The 18,958-nt window shown below is 38.4% G+C and carries 16 protein-coding genes; 15 read left to right on the top strand and 1 reads right to left on the bottom strand.

Annotation, left to right across the window (positions count from 1 at the left end; translation table 11 throughout):
* Window position 1 precedes the first annotated feature (1 nt).
* On the bottom strand, window positions 2–424 hold the full coding sequence (gene tnpA / locus QUE18_RS09675; RefSeq protein WP_009203101.1) for an IS200/IS605 family transposase: 423 nt from the start codon (window positions 422–424) through the stop codon (window positions 2–4).
* A gap of 90 nt (window positions 425–514) precedes the next feature.
* Here tnpA and QUE18_RS09670 point away from each other — a divergent pair, with 90 nt between their 5' ends.
* From QUE18_RS09670 to hflX, 15 genes are all read left to right on the top strand, one after another.
* Window positions 515–1,888 (top strand): RNA-guided endonuclease InsQ/TnpB family protein, encoded by a 1,374-nt coding sequence (locus QUE18_RS09670; protein ID WP_286257190.1) that lies wholly within the window; start codon window positions 515–517, stop codon window positions 1,886–1,888.
* 161 nt (window positions 1,889–2,049) lie between these two features.
* On the top strand, window positions 2,050–2,601 hold the full coding sequence (locus QUE18_RS09665) for a Maf family protein (RefSeq protein ID WP_009204337.1): 552 nt from the start codon (window positions 2,050–2,052) through the stop codon (window positions 2,599–2,601).
* Between the two features lie 124 nt (window positions 2,602–2,725).
* Window positions 2,726–3,595, top strand: a complete 870-nt coding sequence (locus QUE18_RS09660) for a DegV family protein (RefSeq protein WP_008392565.1) — start codon at window positions 2,726–2,728, stop codon at window positions 3,593–3,595.
* A gap of 144 nt (window positions 3,596–3,739) precedes the next feature.
* Window positions 3,740–4,498, top strand: coding sequence for a threonine/serine exporter family protein (locus tag QUE18_RS09655; RefSeq protein ID WP_008392564.1), 759 nt, complete (start codon window positions 3,740–3,742; stop codon window positions 4,496–4,498).
* A complete protein-coding gene (locus QUE18_RS09650) occupies window positions 4,499–4,951 on the top strand; it encodes a threonine/serine exporter family protein (protein ID WP_009204338.1) in 453 nt (150 codons plus the stop codon). It begins immediately after the preceding gene.
* Between the two features lie 66 nt (window positions 4,952–5,017).
* The gene (locus QUE18_RS09645) at window positions 5,018–6,718 is read left to right on the top strand and encodes a S8 family peptidase (protein WP_009204339.1); all 1,701 of its coding nucleotides are present in this window, start codon (window positions 5,018–5,020) and stop codon (window positions 6,716–6,718) included.
* A 111-nt stretch (window positions 6,719–6,829) separates the two neighbouring features.
* Window positions 6,830–9,286: a glycogen/starch/alpha-glucan phosphorylase gene (locus QUE18_RS09640; RefSeq protein WP_009204340.1), complete on the top strand. Its 2,457-nt coding sequence runs from the start codon at window positions 6,830–6,832 to the stop codon at window positions 9,284–9,286.
* A 204-nt stretch (window positions 9,287–9,490) separates the two neighbouring features.
* Window positions 9,491–11,266: a ComEC/Rec2 family competence protein gene (locus QUE18_RS09635; protein WP_009204341.1), complete on the top strand. Its 1,776-nt coding sequence runs from the start codon at window positions 9,491–9,493 to the stop codon at window positions 11,264–11,266.
* Between the two features lie 24 nt (window positions 11,267–11,290).
* Window positions 11,291–13,054, top strand: a complete 1,764-nt coding sequence (locus tag QUE18_RS09630) for a ComEC/Rec2 family competence protein (RefSeq protein ID WP_009204342.1) — start codon at window positions 11,291–11,293, stop codon at window positions 13,052–13,054.
* 97 nt (window positions 13,055–13,151) lie between these two features.
* Window positions 13,152–13,805 carry a tetratricopeptide repeat protein gene (locus QUE18_RS09625; protein ID WP_009265865.1) on the top strand — a complete coding sequence of 218 codons (654 nt, stop codon included), beginning with the start codon at window positions 13,152–13,154 and terminating at the stop codon, window positions 13,803–13,805.
* A 252-nt stretch (window positions 13,806–14,057) separates the two neighbouring features.
* Window positions 14,058–15,314 carry a zinc-binding dehydrogenase gene (locus QUE18_RS09620; RefSeq protein ID WP_009204343.1) on the top strand — a complete coding sequence of 419 codons (1,257 nt, stop codon included), beginning with the start codon at window positions 14,058–14,060 and terminating at the stop codon, window positions 15,312–15,314.
* Between the two features lie 11 nt (window positions 15,315–15,325).
* Window positions 15,326–16,174 carry a MurR/RpiR family transcriptional regulator gene (locus tag QUE18_RS09615; protein WP_008392548.1) on the top strand — a complete coding sequence of 283 codons (849 nt, stop codon included), beginning with the start codon at window positions 15,326–15,328 and terminating at the stop codon, window positions 16,172–16,174.
* Between the two features lie 15 nt (window positions 16,175–16,189).
* A complete protein-coding gene (locus QUE18_RS09610; RefSeq protein ID WP_008392547.1) occupies window positions 16,190–17,005 on the top strand; it encodes an SDR family oxidoreductase in 816 nt (271 codons plus the stop codon).
* Between the two features lie 251 nt (window positions 17,006–17,256).
* Window positions 17,257–17,694, top strand: a complete 438-nt coding sequence (locus tag QUE18_RS09605) for a hypothetical protein (RefSeq protein ID WP_009204344.1) — start codon at window positions 17,257–17,259, stop codon at window positions 17,692–17,694.
* A gap of 17 nt (window positions 17,695–17,711) precedes the next feature.
* The gene (hflX, locus tag QUE18_RS09600) at window positions 17,712–18,950 is read left to right on the top strand and encodes a GTPase HflX (RefSeq protein ID WP_009204345.1); all 1,239 of its coding nucleotides are present in this window, start codon (window positions 17,712–17,714) and stop codon (window positions 18,948–18,950) included.
* Window positions 18,951–18,958 lie beyond the last annotated feature (8 nt).

Genomic DNA, 18,958 nt, shown 5'->3' with positions numbered 1-18,958 from the left:
ATTATCGTTTCCTCTGATTCTGAATATACTGTTTTATTGTGTGCAGACTGTTTTCACTAACAGATGAAATAAAATAACTATCCGACCAAAAATAAGGTTTCCAGTAATATTTTTTTAAAATGGTTTCGCCATACAACTTTCGTGCTTTTCGTGCTGTTTGTGTTTTTAAAACATTTGCAAGTTCCGCCGGTGAAGTTGTTGTATCAGCTTCCATCAGGATATGGACATGATCCGATTCGCCATTGATCTCTAGGATGTGAAACCCTCTTTGATCTGCTACATAGTGGATACGTTCATAAACAACATCTTTTACTTTGCCTGTTAAGACGGGATGTCTGTATTTTGTAACAAACACGATATGGTATTGCAATAAAAAGCAACTATGCCGGTTTATATAATAATCTGTATTATCTTTCTTTCGCATGATGTATCTCCTTTACATCTAAACATATGTTTGGTATAATTATACTATAAAAGTACGATATTTTCAACATATCAGAAAGGAGACAACCATATGGCATACCGTGTGACACAAAGAATCATTTCTTCGGATGATCTGTTATATCCATATTTTGACGATCTGTGCAGAAAGTCCAAGCTGTTGTACAATGCAGCTCTTTTTCGTGTGCGGAATATCTTTACCGGTTATGACAAAGAACATCGGACAGAGAACGAAGTCGAAGTCTTTCAAGAAGTTGCGTTATTACAACGATCTTATCCAAACATGCACGTCCGCAGAGTGATCTCTTATACACAGCTTGAAAAGATGATGCGTGTCACAGAGAATGCAGATTTCTTTTCCGGACTTCCAAGACAGACAGCACAGCAGATGGTCAAACAGTCAGTCACAGATTTCAAAAACTGGCTTGCTTCTTTAAGAGAATATAAAAAGCATCCAGAAAAGTATCTGGGTAAGCCTAAGATGCCTCGCTATAAGAAAAGTGACCTGACGACTGTGATCATCACAAACCAGGATGCTGTCTTGTATCGGGACGATATCGGGATGTCCTTAAAACTGCCTTTGCAAAAGCAACGCTTGTACTTTTCAAATCTTTCTTCGGATCCTGTATTAAAAGAAGTCAAGATCAAACCGTATTATGGTCGTTTTTTACTCTGTCTGACACTGGAAGAACCAGATGTTGCATTTGATCCTTCCGGATCTCATGTATGTGCCATTGATCTTGGAACAGATAATTTCGCAGCGATCGTATGTGATGATTACTCATCCGCAATATACAAAGGCGGAGCTGTCTTATCCAAGATCCAATGGTTCCATAAACAGAGAGCAAAGTATGTCTCCATCATCACAAAAGGTCATGAAAAGAAACACGCTGTTTCCAAGCGGTTAAGAGACCTTTCTTTCCATTATGCCAATTTTGTGAAAGATCAGTGCCACAAGATCAGTCGTAGTATCATTGACTTCTGTATGGAACACCAGTGTGGAACACTGATCCTTGGTGTGAATCTGCTCTGGAAGCAGAGATCCAATATGAATAAGATCAACAACCAGAATTTTGTCTCCATGCCGATCACTCTCCTGCGGACAATGATCACATATAAAGCTCTGAATGCCGGTATCAGAATCATAGAGCAGGAAGAAAGTTATACTTCCAAAGCGGATCTGATCGCAAATGACAGGATCCCAACCTATGGTGTCGATGATAAGGATGCTTCGTTTTCTGGAAAGAGGATCAAACGTGGTTTATACCGTTGCTCTAACGGAATGATCTTAAATGCGGATTGTCACGCAGCAGCAAATATCATGCGGAAAGCGATCCCTGATATCTGGAAAGATACCAGAGATTATACGTTTCTTTCTGCTCCTGATGTGTATGGATTCCACAAACTGAATCTGAAAGGTATTCCCGTCAAAGGGATAGCGGCATAAGTGAATATGCCTTGATTGGTACGGACAGCCAATCTTTTGGTCAGGAATGGGTAACTGTCACGACTGTTAGAAGCCACTTCCATAGGAACTACTGTACCGCATGGGAGGGGTAATTCACAGGAGAATTTGATAACTTAAGTAAAATAAGAGGTATAAAACAAATGAAACATATTATATTAGCATCTGCTTCCCCAAGAAGAAAAGAAATCCTGGAACTTGCCGATCTGAAATTTGATGTTATGCCAAGCGATGCACAAGAGATCACAACAAAAACAGCGCCAAATGAAGTAGTTATGGAATTAGCATCGATCAAAGCAAAAGACATATATAAGAAGTCAGAGAAACAAAGTATGATCGTGGGAGCAGATACCGTTGTAGCATATCAGGGACAGATTCTTGGGAAACCGACAGACGAAGCGGACGCAAAAAGAATGCTTACGATGTTAAGTGGACAGACACATGAAGTGTATACAGGAGTTTGCGTCATCGAAGATGGAAAAACAAAAACATTTTATGAAGAAACAAAAGTTACATTTTATGAGATCAGTGATGAGCAGATCGATCATTATATCAAGACTGGAGAACCTATGGATAAGGCTGGGTCTTATGGAATTCAAGGAAAAGCAGCTGTCTTTATCAAAGGAATCGAAGGAGATTACTACAATGTTGTAGGATTTCCAATTGCAAGATTTTTGCAGGAAATCACAAAATAGTTATGTATTTTTTCAAAATATGAGGGGAAAACCTTTGACGATATCTATGAATCTCTGTTATGATGTGAGGTAAAGGCAAAAAATAGATATATTGATAGGAAATTTAAAGAAAGGGATTAGAAGAATGGGCAAGATTGCGATCGTAACAGATAGTAACAGCGGAATTACTCAAAAAGAAGGTAAAGAATTAGGAATCTCAGTGATTCCAATGCCATTTTATATTAACGAAGAATTATATTTTGAAGATATTACATTAACACAGGATGAATTTTATCAGAAACTAAACGAAGATGAAGATATCAAAACATCTCAGCCTGCACCTGGAGATGTGTTGGATCTGTGGGAGAAGTTATTAGAAGACCATGATGAGATCGTGCACATCGCGATGTCTAGTGGATTAAGCAGTTCCTGTGCGACAGCGGCAATGTTAGCAGATGATTACGATGGAAAAGTTCAGGTTGTAGATAACCAGAGGATTTCTGTCACACAGAGACAGTCTGTCTTAGATGCGGCCAAATTAGCGGAAGAAGGAAAGTCAGCCAAAGAGATCAAAGACATCTTAGAAGCAGACAAATTAGATTCTGGAATCTATATCATGGTAGATACGTTAAAGTATCTGAAGAAAGGCGGACGTGTTACAGCAGCAGGAGCAGCCATCGGTACAGTGCTTGGAATCAAACCAGTTTTACAGATCCATGGCGAGAAGCTGGATGCATTTGCGAAGACAAGAGGTGTCAAACAGGCAAAGAAAAAGATGATCGCAGCAGTAAGAAAAGAGTTAGAAGAGCGTTTCCCAGATGGAGATTTTGGTAAACACGCATATCTTCAGTCTGCATATACAAAAGATGAAGAGGCAGCGCTCAAATGGAAAGAAGAACTGATGGCAGAATTTCCAGGAATGGAATTCCAGCAAGATCCGTTATCTTTAAGTGTTGCATGTCATATTGGTGCAGGTGCATTGGCGGTTGCTTGGACACATAAGATTGATGATTAATAGCATTAATCTTCTTTTCATCTCGAAGAAATGTAAACAAAACATGAATTTTACATGAAATCCTTGTGTGATCATAGCACAAGGGTTTCTTTTGTGTTACAATACAGTCAATTTCGATACAATAGATAGCAGGAGATAGATGTTATGGAAATGAAAAAAGTATTAAAATACGCAATGGAGATCGGAGAATGCATGCTAGTGTCAGGAGCAGGTGTTTCAAGGGTAGAAGATACGATTTCAAGAATCTGCAAGGCGTATGGAGCAAAAGAAGCCAATGTATTTTCTATCACATCAAGTATTGTAACAACGATCGAAGATGAAAAAGGAGAAATCTTAACGCAGACAAAGCGTATCAGGTCATATAAGACAGACTTTACCAAACTGGATGAGTTAAATCAGTTATCAAGATATATGTGCAAAGAACTTCCGGAAGAAGAGGAAGTAAAACGAAAGATTTCAGAGATTAAAAAGGGAAAAGTCGTCGTTTTTACAGAGGAAGTTCTTACATCAGCGGTCATTGCAGCAGCATGGACTTCATTTTATGGAGGTGGCATTACAGAAGGGATCATAGCAATGATCGCAGGGGCATTTGTCGCGGTTCTTGCAAGATATATTAAGATCTTAGCACCCAACGAAATGGTATTAAACTTTCTATTATCATTTTTTGTTGCAGCATTTGCATATATCAGTGCAAAATTCGGACTGACGGAGGATTATGGAAAGATCATCATCGGTAATATCATGCTGTTGGTTCCTGGAGTTGCATTTGTTAATGCACTTCGGGATATGATCGGTGGAGACATGATGTCAGGAATCTTAAGAGTCTGTGAATCGATATTGTTAGCTGTATTCCTTGCAGCAGGTTCTTTTATGGCATTGATGTTCTTAGGAGGTGTGTTATAAATGAAAGCAGAGATCATACAGGTACTGGCAAGTTTTGTTGGAAGTTTTGGATTTGCAGTACTTTATAACCTTCGAGGGAAGAAACTTTGTATGGCTGGGATTTCTGGGATGGTATCATGGATCGCCTACCTTATCGTGTGGAATGAGATGCCAAGTACATTTGTGGCGAACCTGGCAGCGGCCGCAGTTGCGACGATCTATGCAGAAACAATGGCAAGGATCTTAAAGACTCCTGTAACAGTATTTTTGATCACGGGAATCATTCCATTAGTACCAGGTGGAAATTTATACTATACGATGAATTATGTATTAGCAAAACAGTGGCATTTATTTTACTTATATGGGCAAAAAACATTGCTGATCGCAGTGGCGGTTGCGGCAGGAATCATGACAGCATCTTCTGTTTACGGAATTTGTGCATCCGTATGGAAATACTGCAAAAAAGAGATATGAGCAATCTGAGAATAAACCCCACAGATTTTGCATAAGATAAGAAAAACAAAAGTGTGCAGGTATCGTATGGAACAGGATGAAAAGTTTGAAAATCAATTAAATCTTGCTCTGGATCTTAGCGAAGAAGAACGGGAGAGGTCCAAGGATTTAGATGCAGGATACGATAAAGAAACGGATCAGTGGGAGATCATATTTCGCTACGCAGGCACACTTGATACGATCAGATGGTCAGACACAACGAGGATCGAACCGTTGAGTATGGGTTATGCGATCGCCTATATAAAAGAAGACGAGTTGGAAGCATTTGGGGCAAATGAACAAGTTATTTATATAGAAAAACCGAAAAATCTATTATTAAGTCGACAGCCATCGATAGCCGCATCTTGTATGTTGTCGGTCAAGAATCCACCTCTTTCATTGACTGGAAGAGGTGTTTTTGTCGCTGTGATCGATACAGGGATTGATATTTTTCACCCGGATTTTATAGATGAAAATGGAGATACTAAGATTTATGCACTATGGGATCAAACGGTCAAAGGAAGTCCGCCTAAACCATTTCTTAACGGAAATCTCTATACAAAAGAAGAAATTAATAAAGTATTGCACTCAGAAAGTGGAAGATACGATTTTCGGAGCAGAGATCGATCTGGGCATGGAACACATGTAGCTTCAATCTGTGCCGGGATAAACGGGGTTGCACCAGAGGCAGAACTGATCGTTGTGAAATTGGGAGATACGAGAGAAAAAGGTTTCCCAAGGACGACACAATTGATGACAGCATTACAATATGTGATCAATGAAGCATCACAGGCAGGACGGCCGGTTGCGGTCAATATCAGTTATGGACATAATTATGGAGATCACAGAGGAAATTCCTTGTTAGAAAGATTTATATCACAGATCGCACAGCAATGGAAATGTACGATCTGCATTGGAACAGGAAATGAGGGAAATAGTGGAAAGCATAAACAAGGAAAGCTGATCAAAGAAGAACAAAAAATCTTATTGGATATTGCACCATTTGAGCAGAATCTAAATCTCCAGATATGGAAAGATTTCGTGGATGAGTTAAGAATACAGCTGGAATCTCCATCGGGAATATCTTATGAGATCACAGATCAACAGGGAAAGTCACAATATTCATATGAAAATACGATCGTGTTTGTATACAATGGTTATCCAACACCGTACAATGTAAGGCAGGAAATATTCCTTAGTTTTATTGTGCAGGAAGGGAATCATATAGAGAGTGGACAATGGAATCTTACATTGATTCCACGAAATATCAGAAATGGGGAATATCAGATGTGGCTTCCGGTATCCTTAGGAAGTAATCAGGAAACTAGATTTTTAGAGCCAGATAAAGAGTTTACTTTAACAATCCCATCAACTGCAGAAAATGTGATCTCAGCAGGTGCGTATGATGTCAGATATCAGTCCTATGCAGATTTTTCGGGGCGGGGTGATCAAAGATATGGTGTAAAGAAACCAGATCTTGTGGCACCTGGAGTTGGAATTTTGGCAGCAGCACCGGGAGGCGGTGAAAACAGTTTGTCCGGGACGTCAATGGCAACGCCATTTGTCACAGGAGCGGCAGCTCTTTTGATGGAATGGGGGATCATAAGAAAAAATGATCCTTATTTGTATGGAGAGCGGATCAAAGCTTATTTTCATAAAGGTGCAAGGAAAATGAATGGATTTTTGGACTATCCAAACAATGAAATTGGATATGGAAAATTATGCGTGGCAGCTAGTTTGTATAAATAGAAGAACTTACGAAAAAAAATACAAATGATATTTGTAATTTTTGTATCATATTTCCAATTTATATGATAAAATTAATAACACACTGGGAATACGAAAGGGGAAGAGACAATCATGAAAACAGAAAGATTTGATAAGAAACTGTTTAAACAGGAAGTACTCAATAATCTAAAGACTCAGTTCAGAGTTGAGCTTAATAATGCATCCCAGCAGCAGATTTATCAGGCTGTGGCTTATGCCCTAAAAGAGTGGATCATTGAGGACTGGATGGATACTCAGAAGACCTACGAAGAGAAAGACCCAAAGATTTTATATTATATGTCCATGGAATTCCTGATGGGAAGAGCACTTGGAAATAACCTCATTAATATGAGTATGTATGGAGAAGTGAAAGAAGCACTCGATGAATTAGGCGTAGATCTGAATGCCGTTGAAGACCAGGAACCAGACCCAGCACTTGGTAATGGTGGTCTTGGAAGATTAGCAGCATGTTTCCTTGATTCATTGGCAACACTTGGATATGCAGCCTATGGATGTGGAATCCGCTATCAATACGGAATGTTCAAACAGAAGATCAAAGACGGATATCAGATAGAAGTACCAGATGAATGGTTAAAGAATGGAAATCCATTTGAATTAAAACGTCCGGAATATGCCAAAGAAGTACGTTTCGGTGGAAATATCCGTACAGAATATGATGAAGCAACTGGAAGAACCAACTTCATTCAGGAGAACTATCAGTCAGTTATGGCAGTTCCATTTGACTATCCGATCGTAGGATATGGAAATCATATCGTTAATACATTAAGGATCTGGGATGCAGAAGCGATCACTGACTTCCAGCTGGATTCTTTTGATAAAGGTGAATATGACAAAGCAGTAGAACAGAAGAACCTTGCAAAGAACATCGTAGAAGTATTATATCCAAACGATAATCACTACGAAGGAAAAGAGCTTCGTTTAAAACAGCAGTATTTCTTTGTATCTGCAAGTTTACAGGCAGCAGTAGCCAAATATAAGAAAAACCACGATGACATTACAAAACTTTACGAGAAGATGACGATCCAGATGAACGATACTCATCCAACAGTATCTGTTGCAGAACTTATGAGAATCTTAATGGATGAAGAAGGTCTTGGATGGGATGAAGCATGGGAAGTTACAACAAAGACTTGTGCATACACAAATCATACGATTATGGCAGAAGCGTTAGAGAAATGGCCAATCGACTTATTCTCAAAATTACTTCCTAGAGTATACCAGATCGTAGAAGAAATCGACCGTCGTTTCGTAAACAAGATCCGTGAGATGTATCCAGGAAACGAAGAGAAAGTCAAGAAGATGGCGATCCTTTGGGATGGACAGGTACGTATGGCACATATGGCGATCGCAGCAGGATATTCTGTCAATGGTGTTGCAAAACTTCATACAGAAATCTTAAAGAATCAGGAATTAAAAGATTTCTATCAGATGATGCCAGAGAAATTCAACAACAAGACAAATGGAATCACACAGAGACGTTTCTTAATGCATGGAAACCCATTACTTGCAAATTGGGTAACAAAGAAACTTGGAACAGACACATGGGCAACAGACCTTTCTTTAATGTCAGGACTGAAGAAATATGTGGATGATCCAAAAGCTCAGAAAGAATTTATGGATATCAAACTGCAGAATAAAAAACGTCTTGCAAAATATATCTTAGAACACAATGGCGTAGAAGTTGATCCAACATCCATCTTTGATGTACAGGTAAAACGACTTCATGAATACAAACGTCAGCTGATGAATATTTTACATGTGATGTATCTGTATAATCAGTTAAAGAAGAATCCAAATATGAAGTTCTATCCAAGAACATTTATTTTTGGTGCTAAGGCAGCAGCTGGATACCTTCGTGCAAAACAGACGATCAAACTGATCAACTCTGTAGCTGATAAAGTAAATAATGATGCATCCATTAAAGGTAAGTTAAAGGTTGTATTTATTGAAGATTATCGTGTATCTAATGCAGAATGGATCTTTGCGGCAGCAGATGTCAGCGAACAGATTTCAACAGCATCCAAAGAAGCATCAGGAACAGGTAACATGAAGTTCATGTTAAATGGTGCACCAACACTTGGAACAATGGATGGAGCGAATGTAGAGATCGTTGATGAAGTTGGAGCTGAGAATGCATTTATCTTCGGTATGAGCTCAGAAGAAGTTATCAATTATGAGAATAACGGTGGATATCATCCATATGAGATTTACCAGAATGATAAAGACATCCATGAAGTCTTAGATCAGTTAGTAGATGGAACATATGCAAATGGTGATCCAGAACTTTACAAAGATCTGTACCAGAGTCTGTTATTTGGTGATACAGGAAGCCAGGCAGATATGTACTTCATCTTAAAAGACTTCCGTTCATATGCAGAAGCTCAGAAGAAAGTAGAAGAAGCATATAGAGATACAAAAGGATGGGCTAAGATGGCGATGACCAACACAGCAGGATGTGGCAAGTTCTCATCTGACCGTACAATTCAGGAATATGTTGATGATATCTGGCACTTAGATAAGATCAGATAGTCTTATACAGAGTCTTGAAATATAATATTGAATATGATAAGTTAAGAGGAAGAGTTCCCAAAGAAGGAACTCTTCCTTTATTCATGTAAAAAGAGATGATAAAATATTTCAAAAAAATTGCAAAAATATTAAGAATGTGTTAAAATTCGGATATAAAAAGAAATATCAAGAATAAAGATGAAAAACAAAGAAAGGGAGTAACAAATGAGGAACATTATAAGGAAACTTGCAGTGTGCTTTCTGGCATGGATATTGGTCTGCACAACAGTTGTAACTGGGCATGGAATGCATACGGCAAAAGCAGCACAGACATTTAAGATTCATTTTATTGATGTCGGATGTGCAGATGCTGCGTTATTACAGTATGGAGAAGGAACAGAAGCAAAGTATGCATTGATCGATACAGGAGCAAACCAGTATCATAATACAAAGGATACGACGATTGATACCACAAAGACACCAGTCTATGAATATTTAAATAAGATGGGAGTAAAACATCTGGAATTTATACTTCTGACACATCCTCATCAGGATCATATTGGAGGTATGGAGAAGATTCTTTCTGATACAACGATCAAGATCGATAAGATTTATGGGAATGATCTGAATATTCAGTACTTGGAAAGCAGCGAGGATAAGAGCAAGCAGTCTTCAGATGAAACAAATTGGACAGAATTTGATACCAAAATATACAAGAATTTTAAAGCTGCTTTAGAAGCAAGAAATAAACTTGCCGAAGAAGCAGAAGACAAAACAGAGAAAGAAAATCTAAAAGTAGATTATGTAGTGCCAACTGCAGGAGAAACAATTAGTCTTGGAGAAGCAAAAATGACATTCTATGGTCCATTAGAGAATGATTATCAATATGGTAGAACGGTTGATTTGAATACAAGACAGGAAAATAAATATTCTATCGTTACAAAGATCGTTTACGGAAGCAACTCTTTCTTAATGACCGGAGATGCTCAGAAAGAAACGATCGAGAAGATCATCGCGAAGGGATATGATCTGACAGCACAGGTGCTCAAGGAGCCACATCATGGATTTCAGGATGTCACAGAAGAAGAGTTAGCCAATGGCTACCAGTATTCTGATCATAAAACAGTGATCGATGCATCACAGGCTAGTATTGCGATCATCAGTAATGGATACATGAATACAGGTGGTGTTCCATATACAAAAGTCTTAAGAGACTTATCAAAATTAGATGTCTATGAGACAGGAGACCGTGGAACGATCATTATAACATCAGATGGCTCACAGTTATCTATCCAGACAGAGAAAGGAGATAACCAGCCAAGTGTCAAAGGAAAAGAAAGTGATGATGAAACATCATCTCCAGTGATGAAATCCATGAATATCACAGCAAACACAACAAAGCCATTGACAGCAACGAGTGTGGGTGCTGCGAATACTTATGATCGTTATGAAAAGAAGAATATTACTGTAAGATTTTCAGGAGCAGCTCAAGGATTTACAAAATTGACAAGCATTGAATATAAGTTTGTGCCAAAAGGTGTGAATAATAAAACCATAGCATATAAGACAGGAAGTTCCTATACAGTCAAAAATGGAAATTGTGGAAGGTTTTATGTAAGATATAATACACCATTAGGATCAACAGAGATCAAACTTCCTGGATTTACAGTTGATACGAAAGCACCAACCAGTGTGAAGATCAAAGCGAATAAGTCAGGGATCAAAACACTGTCAACATCTGCAAAGAACACTTACAGTAAACGAATCAAGAAGTCTGTCAAATTTACGTTTAGTGCAAATTATGGAACCAGTGGAAAATCCATGACACAGTATAAGTTTGTACCAAGAGGAAAAAAAGCTTCCAAGTACAAATGGAAAACAGCAAATAGTGTAACTTATAAGAAAAGAAATAAAAAAGTTCGTTTATATGTAAGATATATTGATAAATCTGGAAATATCACAACAAAGAAGACAAACGGATTTTACGTAACTAAGAAATAACAAAGAAAACGCTAGGATGGAAGTATGAAATATTTTACAAAGAAGATCATAGCGGTACTGCTGACAGTGATGCTTACAGGCATCACTGTTTTGCACGTATCGGGAGGTCAAACGATCAAAGTTAATGCAGCACAGACATTTAAGGTTCATTTTATCGATGTGGGGGCCGCTGATGGAGCTTTGCTTCAATATGGAGAAGGAGAAAACGCGAAGTATGCTCTGATTGATTCTGGGGCTTATTCTTATGAGACAACAGATCACGATACGATCGATGTATCAGACCGTGTGCATCAGTATTTGCTGGATCATGGAGTAAAGCATCTGGAATTTGTTGTTCTAACTCATCCACACGGAGATCATATCGGTGGAATGAAGAAGATACTAGAAGATAAGAATATTACGATCGATACGATTTATGGGAATCCATTGGAGTTTGAATATCTGGAAAGCAGCGAAGATAAAGAAAAGCAAACAGAAGAAACAGCCCGATGGACAGCATTTGATACACAGACGTATCAGACATTCAAGAAGAAACTAGAGAAGAGGAATTCATACAAAGATGCATCATTGCATATCCAGTATGTTGTGCCACAGGCCGGAACATCCGTAAAATTAGGCGAAGCGGTAATGACCTTTTATGGTCCGTTAGATAATACCTATAGATATGGAAGAGCACAGGATGCCCCCAATTTAAATACAAGACAGGTAAATAAATATTCGATAGTGACGAGGATTGTTTATGGCAGTAATTCATTTTTAATGACAGGCGATGCACAGCAGGAAACGATCAAAAAGATTGTAGCCAGAGGTTACGATTTAAGTGCACAGGTATTAAAGCAGCCACATCATGGATATCAGGATGTTCGTTTGCAGGATAAACCGAAAGGTCGTTATGTATACGATTCGGATCATAAGTATCTGATCGATCGAACAGGTGCAAGTATTGCGATCATCAGTAATGGATATAAAAATGTAAATCAGACACCAGAGAGCAATGTACTTCGTGATCTGTCAGGAATGGATGTTTATCAGACATCAGATAAAGGAACGATCGTAGTATCGTCCGATGGTAAGAATCTAAGTGTGTCAGCACAAAAAGGTGGTAATGTACCAAGTCATGCGGGATATGTAGTGAAACAGAAGCGTACCCCTTTGATGCAGAAAGTTACAGTGCAGGCAAATACAAAGAAGAAAATGACACCACTTCGTTCCGATGCCTCAGCAGCATATCAGCATTATGAGAGAAAAAACATCAAGATCAGGATTTCAGCACAGGCAAAAAGCTTCACAAATCTAAAACAGATTCAGTACAAATTTGTGAAAAAAGGAACTTCCAAAGGAAGTGTACCATACAAAACCGGTACGACATTAACGCTCAAAGACGGCATGATAGGCAGGGTCTATGTGAGGTTTGTCACAGATGCAGGGATAGATGAGATGCAGCTTCCAGGAATCGCAGTAGATAAAAAAGCACCAACAAAGACGAAGATCAAGGTTAACAGATCAGGAATCAAGACATTGAAAACGTCAACAAAAACGTCTTACAATAAAAAAATCAAAAAGTCAGCCAAATTTGTATTTTCAGCATCCTATGGAATCAGCGGGAAATCAAAGACACAATATAAGATCGTGCCAAAAGGCAAAAAAGCATCCAAATATCGATGGAAAACGGCGAATAAGATAACCTATAAAAAGAAGAACAAAAAAGTGAGTATCTATGCAAGATTTATCGATAAATGTGGAAATATCACACAGCGAAAGAGTTCTGGATTCTATATTACAAAATAATGGAAGAAAGATATAGGAAGGCTTAGCTTGTATGCGAAAAGAGAATTTGTTATACTAAGAGGCAGAAGAATTAAAAATGCAAAGCAGGAGAAAGATTATGAACAGTAAAGGAAAAGGAATCATTACAGCAGTTATAGTTGTCCTGATCGCACTGGCTGCTTTTTGCGGATTTGGATATATCAGCCAAAGAATGACAGCAAGCGAAGGAATTACATATCTTGATAAGAAAGAATATCAGAAAGCATACGAACAATTTGACCATGCAGCAGGGAAATTCACTCTCATTTTCACAAAGCAAAAGAAAGATGTTTTATTCTACGAAGGAGAGGCTCTTTATCAGATGGGAGAGTATGGGAAAGCCATAGAGATCTATGATGAGCTGATCGATCATGGAGAAAGCAGGGCATATTCTTTGAAAGCATATTGCCTTGCCCAGCAGAAGAAGCTAAACAAAGCAATAGATGTATGTGATCAGGGAATAAAAGAGCATCCAGACGATGGAGAGATCTATTGTACAAAATATGCGGTGTTAGCAAAGCAGGAGAAGTATACACAAGGGCTAAAAGTGATCGAGAGAGCATTAAAACAGAAGGAGCTTGAGAATAAGAAGGAAGTTTTATTCGCTAGGATCAGTGCGTATGAATCCATGTTTGATTTTGATACAGCATATCGTTATGCAAAAGCTTATGTAAAAGCCTATCCAAAGGATGCAAATGGCAAGAAAGAGCTGACATTTTTGGAGACACGATAATTTCGTGACAATTTCATGATAAGAGTTAGGAAGGACGAAAGTCCTTCTTTTTTTTGTGCAGAAACAGAAAAGATCAATTGAAAATTGTGCAAAATATACAAAAATAGAAAGCAAAAATCATGACTTTATACAAAAAATAAAATTTTACGAAAAATAAGTTGACGAAATTTAGGTTTATGGCTATAATCAAATTACAAAATAAAATTTCATATAAGACAAAAGTGAAAAAATAAATTTTGTTAGGGGGGAGTTATGAAAACAAAGGCAGTAAGACTTTACGGAGAAATGGATTTAAGACTGGATGAATTTGAACTGCCAGAGATGCAAGATGATGAAATTATGGCAGAGGTTGTAACAGACAGTTTGTGTATGTCCAGTTACAAAGCGATCACCCAGGCACAAAAACACAAAAAAGTACCAGATGATATCAGTGAAAATCCAATCATTTTAGGACACGAATTTTGTGGAACGATCAAAAAGGTCGGTAAAAAATGGAAAGATCAGTATCAGGAAGGTGACAAATTTGTCATTCAGCCTAACATTGGAGATATCAGAGGCTATGCCCCAGGATATTCTTTCCATCATATGGGAGGAGATGCCACAACGATCATTTTTTCTGATCAGGTTATGGAAAATGGTTCACTATTAAAATACAACGGAGATTCCTTCTTTGAAGGATCTCTCGTTGAACCACTGTCATGTGTCGTAGGTGCATTTAATGCACAGTATCATATGAAGAAAATGTATTCATATGAACATGTGATGGGAATTAAAGAAGGTGGAGCGATCGCACTTCTCGGTGCAACAGGGCCAATGGGATTTTTAGCGATCGACTTTGCAATCCATGGACCAAAGAAACCAAAGACATTGGTTGTCACAGGAAGAACACAGAAGAAGATTGATATGGCAGCAAGATTATACACAGTAGAAGAAGCAAAGAAGAATGGTGTAAAGCTTGTATATGTCAATACGAGAGATATAGTAGATGTCAATAAAGAGCTACGTAAATATTCAGAAAAAGGATTTGATGATGTCTTTATTTTTGCACCAAATGAAGAAATGGTAACATACGGAGTGAAAATGTTAGCATTCGATGGATGTTTGAATTTCTTCTCAGGGCCTGCTGATCAAGAATTTTCATCCAGAGTAAATTTCTATAATATTCATTATAATTCTACACATTTTGTGGGAACAAGTGGTGGAAATACAGAAGATATGAAACAATCCATTGAACTGATCGAGAACAAGACAGTCAATGTTGCAAAGATCGCAACACATATATTAGGGCTTGACCATGCGGTTGAAACAACAAAGGCGTTACCAGAACTTGAAGGAAGTAAAAAAATTGTCTATACGCACAAAAAATTTCCATTAACAGAGGTTGACAAATTCGATGAAAACAGCGATGATAAGTATATCAGAGAATTAAAATCAATCGTAGAACGCAATGGTAATTTATGGAGCGGTGAGGCAGAAAGGTATTTCATACAGAATGCTCCTGAGATTTAGAAGGGAGTAGTATGAGTAGTGATATCTTAGTTAGAGACCAGATTTTTTCAACATATGATAGTTTATATGATGCAGAGAAGAAAGTAGCCGATTATCTGATCAGTCATCCATCCGAAGCGATCGAGATGTCTGTATCAGAACTTGCATCTCACTGTGATGCGAGCCAGGCAACGATCATCCGTTTTTGTAAGAAGATCGGGTGTAAGGGATTTCATCAGTTGAAGATCAAGCTGGCCGGAGAACAACGACAGCAGGAAGAACAGGTGATATCGAACGAGATCGATATCGATCAGATGGACAAATCACTCAATAATATCATGATCAGTAAAGTGGAAGAGATCAAAGCGACGTTTCACAATTTTAATCCAGAAGAATTAAGAGAGATCGTGGATCTGATCATACATGCCAATCTGATTGAATTCGCTGCGATGGGAGATACGATCCCGATCGCACTGGATGGATCTTACAAGTTCAATCAGTTAGGATTGAAAGCAGTTAGTTCAACAATTTGGGAGAGTCAGGAAGCATTTTCCAGAACTTTGAGAAAAGGTGATGTATTTTTTGCGATTTCTGCCTCTGGGGCATCCAAAAGACTTGTGAAGATGGTAGAGATCGTGAAAGATAATGGTGTAACAACAATTGCGATCACCAATCAATCCAAATCGCCACTTGCAGAGTTATGTGATCATGTTTTGCTGACAGCAACAAGAGAACACATTTTCCATGATCAGGTTAGTTTCACAAGAATGGCAGCGATGTCAGTGATCGACACACTGTTCTTATTACTGTTCTCCACAAAATGGGATTCATTTGAGAATGTGGCACAACACGAGCAGTCTGTTGCAGAAGAAAAATTATAAAAGGAGATCATAACGATGAATAACGATTGGTTAGAATTAGAAGGGAAGACAGTCATCGTCACAGGCGCAGCATCCGGAATCGGGAAGGCAGTTGCGCAGGAGTTTTTGAATATTGGGGCGAATGTAGTTATTTCTGATATGGCAGAGAATGCACCAGAGATGGATGCAAAAGAAGGCCAGTTATTATATGTAAGAACAGATGTAACAAAAGTTTCTGATGTTGAAGCTATGGTAGCAAAAACAATAGAAACATTCGGAACAATTGATGTACTAGTGAATAATGCAGGAATCAATATTCCACGTCTGTTAGTTGATCCAAAGGATCCAAAAGGACAATATGAATTAGATGAGGCAGTATGGGATAAAGTATGCAATGTAAATCTAAAAGGTGTTTTCTTCTGTGCGCAGGCAGTTGGAAGGATCTTGGTTGAAAAAGGTGAAGGTGTCATTATCAACATGTCTTCTGAAAGTGGTCTGGAAGGATCCGAAGGACAGAGTGTTTACGCAGCTACAAAGAATGCAGTAAACTCTTTAACAAGATCATGGGCAAAAGAATTAGGAAAGCAGGGAGTTCGCGTTGTCGGAGTAGCACCTGGAATCATGGAAGCTACAGGACTTCGTACGATCGGTTATGAAACAGCTCTGGCTTATACAAGAGGGATCACAGTAGAACAGTTAAGAGCAGGATATTCCAAAACATCCACAATTCCACTAGGACGTTCTGGAAAGCTTTCTGAAGTTGCAGATCTGTGTGTATATCTTGCAAGCAAGAGATCTTCTTACGTACATGGTGTGACGGTTAACGTTGCGGGTGGTAAGACAAGAGGATAGAATAATTTCTGATAGAAGATATAGAAGGTAAAGATATCAGCTGGTTTTAGGATCAGCTGATATCTTTTTTTAACATAATATAGCAGGAAATTCCGATGGAACTCTCTATGATATAAGAAAGTATGGCAAAGCCGGTTTCTTTCTGGTTGCTACAAAAAAAGAATCGTTGTATAATGATTCTTAGCATCACAAATTAAAAAGAAAGGAAATATGATGTTTTCGTTTCTATAAAAACATCATACAAGAATAAAATGTTAATTCTGGCTGTAGGAATCGGAATTGTATTTTGTATAATAGTATTTATTTGTTATTCTTATAAACAAAATCAACGGTCAAAATACACATCCGAAGTATACAAAGTATTTAAAGGACAATATGGGAGAGGATCAGTGATCTCTATGGGTTATGCACAGACGAATGCATTTACGGACCCCGTAACATTAATGTTGGCAGTCAGCAAGGATGATCACAGAGTTGTAGATGCATGGGAAGTTACGCAAGAGGAGATGGAGAATAGCTGTCGGTCATGTGAAGAATATATAGGAATGGACCTGATCAAATATTATAAAGAGAATCAGGAAAGAATTGAAAAAAGTCAAATGATGAATCAGACGGTGGGCAGGGATTCAGCGAAGAAGCAAGCATTTGACATGGCAGTCCAACAGATATTAGGGAAATTAGGAAAATAGATACAGGAACACATATTATGGAAGAAATCAAAAAAGAAATCATAGAGAAAGTGATCTTGGTTGCGGTTGCTGATCAAGACACAACAGAAGCAGAAGAATCTTTGGATGAGTTAGAAGAACTGGTTAAAACGGCAGGAGCCGAGGTTGCAGCAAGGGTGATCCAGGTAAGAGAAACACCACATCCAGGAACTTATATCGGAAAAGGTAAGATTGATGAAGTCAATGCTTTGTTATACGGAACTAATGCGACAGGGATCGTCTGTGATGACGAATTATCACCAGCACAGATCAGCAATTTAGAAGAAGCATTAGATACCAAAGTGATGGATCGAACACTGATCATTCTTGATATTTTTGCGAAGAGAGCATTTACAAGAGAAGGTAAGATCCAGGTCGAACTTGCCCAGTTAAAATACAGAGCATCCAAGCTTACCGGACAAGGAAGAGCTTTATCAAGATTAGGTGGAGGAATCGGAACCAGAGGTCCGGGAGAGAAGAAACTGGAGATGGACCGAAGACTGATCCGTACAAGAATCTCCAGATTAAAAGCAGAGTTAAGAGATGTTGTAAAGCACAGAGAAGTCCAGAGAAAACAACGCCAGAAGAATCACCTGCCAGTGGTTTGTATCGTTGGATATACCAATGCAGGAAAGTCAACACTATTAAACCATTTTACCAATGCAGGAGTTTATGAAGAAGATCAGTTGTTTGCAACCCTTGATCCAACGACAAAAAGTTTAGATTTAAGTGGCGGGCAGACAATTCTTATGACGGATACGGTCGGTTTTATCCGCAAACTTCCACATCATCTGGTCGAAGCATTTAAAAGTACATTAGAAGAAGCCAAATACAGTGATCTGATCCTGCATGTAGTTGATGCATCCAATCCGCAGAAAGAGAAACAGATGGAAGCAGTCTATGATACATTAAAGCAGTTAGGAGCTAACGAATCACCGATCATTACAGCATTCAATAAGATCGATCTGTTAAATGGTGATGAAATCTTAAAAGATCCAAATGCAGAAGCGGTGGTAAGGATTTCTGGGAAAAATGGTGAAGGAACCGATCAGTTGTTAGAGCAGATTGAGAAAATACTGCAAAAACAGAAATTATATTTAGAAAAGCTGTATGGATATCAGGAAGCAGGAAAGATCCAGCTGATCCGAAGTCACGGACAGCTTTTGAAAGAAGAATACAGAGATGATGGAATTTACGTAGAAGCATACATTCCAAAAGAGATTCTTGGAAGTATCTAGGAGGCGAG

This window comes from Anaerostipes hadrus ATCC 29173 = JCM 17467 (assembly GCF_030296915.1).
Classification (GTDB): Bacteria; Bacillota; Clostridia; order Lachnospirales; family Lachnospiraceae; genus Anaerostipes; species Anaerostipes hadrus.
Note: the sequence above shows the minus strand (reverse complement) of the source record. Positions and strands in the feature narration are given on the sequence as shown.

Coding starts and splice junctions, on each gene's coding strand:
- QUE18_RS09625 (WP_009265865.1), top strand. CDS start 13,152: ATGAACAGTAAAGGAAAAGGAATCATTACAGCAGTTATAGTTGTCCTG.
- QUE18_RS09640 (WP_009204340.1), top strand. CDS start 6,830: ATGAAAACAGAAAGATTTGATAAGAAACTGTTTAAACAGGAAGTACTC.
- QUE18_RS09630 (WP_009204342.1), top strand. CDS start 11,291: ATGAAATATTTTACAAAGAAGATCATAGCGGTACTGCTGACAGTGATG.
- tnpA (WP_009203101.1), bottom strand. CDS start 424: ATGCGAAAGAAAGATAATACAGATTATTATATAAACCGGCATAGTTGC.
- QUE18_RS09610 (WP_008392547.1), top strand. CDS start 16,190: ATGAATAACGATTGGTTAGAATTAGAAGGGAAGACAGTCATCGTCACA.
- hflX (WP_009204345.1), top strand. CDS start 17,712: ATGGAAGAAATCAAAAAAGAAATCATAGAGAAAGTGATCTTGGTTGCG.
- QUE18_RS09620 (WP_009204343.1), top strand. CDS start 14,058: ATGAAAACAAAGGCAGTAAGACTTTACGGAGAAATGGATTTAAGACTG.
- QUE18_RS09635 (WP_009204341.1), top strand. CDS start 9,491: ATGAGGAACATTATAAGGAAACTTGCAGTGTGCTTTCTGGCATGGATA.
- QUE18_RS09615 (WP_008392548.1), top strand. CDS start 15,326: ATGAGTAGTGATATCTTAGTTAGAGACCAGATTTTTTCAACATATGAT.
- QUE18_RS09665 (WP_009204337.1), top strand. CDS start 2,050: ATGAAACATATTATATTAGCATCTGCTTCCCCAAGAAGAAAAGAAATC.
- QUE18_RS09660 (WP_008392565.1), top strand. CDS start 2,726: ATGGGCAAGATTGCGATCGTAACAGATAGTAACAGCGGAATTACTCAA.
- QUE18_RS09655 (WP_008392564.1), top strand. CDS start 3,740: ATGGAAATGAAAAAAGTATTAAAATACGCAATGGAGATCGGAGAATGC.
- QUE18_RS09645 (WP_009204339.1), top strand. CDS start 5,018: ATGGAACAGGATGAAAAGTTTGAAAATCAATTAAATCTTGCTCTGGAT.
- QUE18_RS09670 (WP_286257190.1), top strand. CDS start 515: ATGGCATACCGTGTGACACAAAGAATCATTTCTTCGGATGATCTGTTA.
- QUE18_RS09650 (WP_009204338.1), top strand. CDS start 4,499: ATGAAAGCAGAGATCATACAGGTACTGGCAAGTTTTGTTGGAAGTTTT.
- QUE18_RS09605 (WP_009204344.1), top strand. CDS start 17,257: ATGTTAATTCTGGCTGTAGGAATCGGAATTGTATTTTGTATAATAGTA.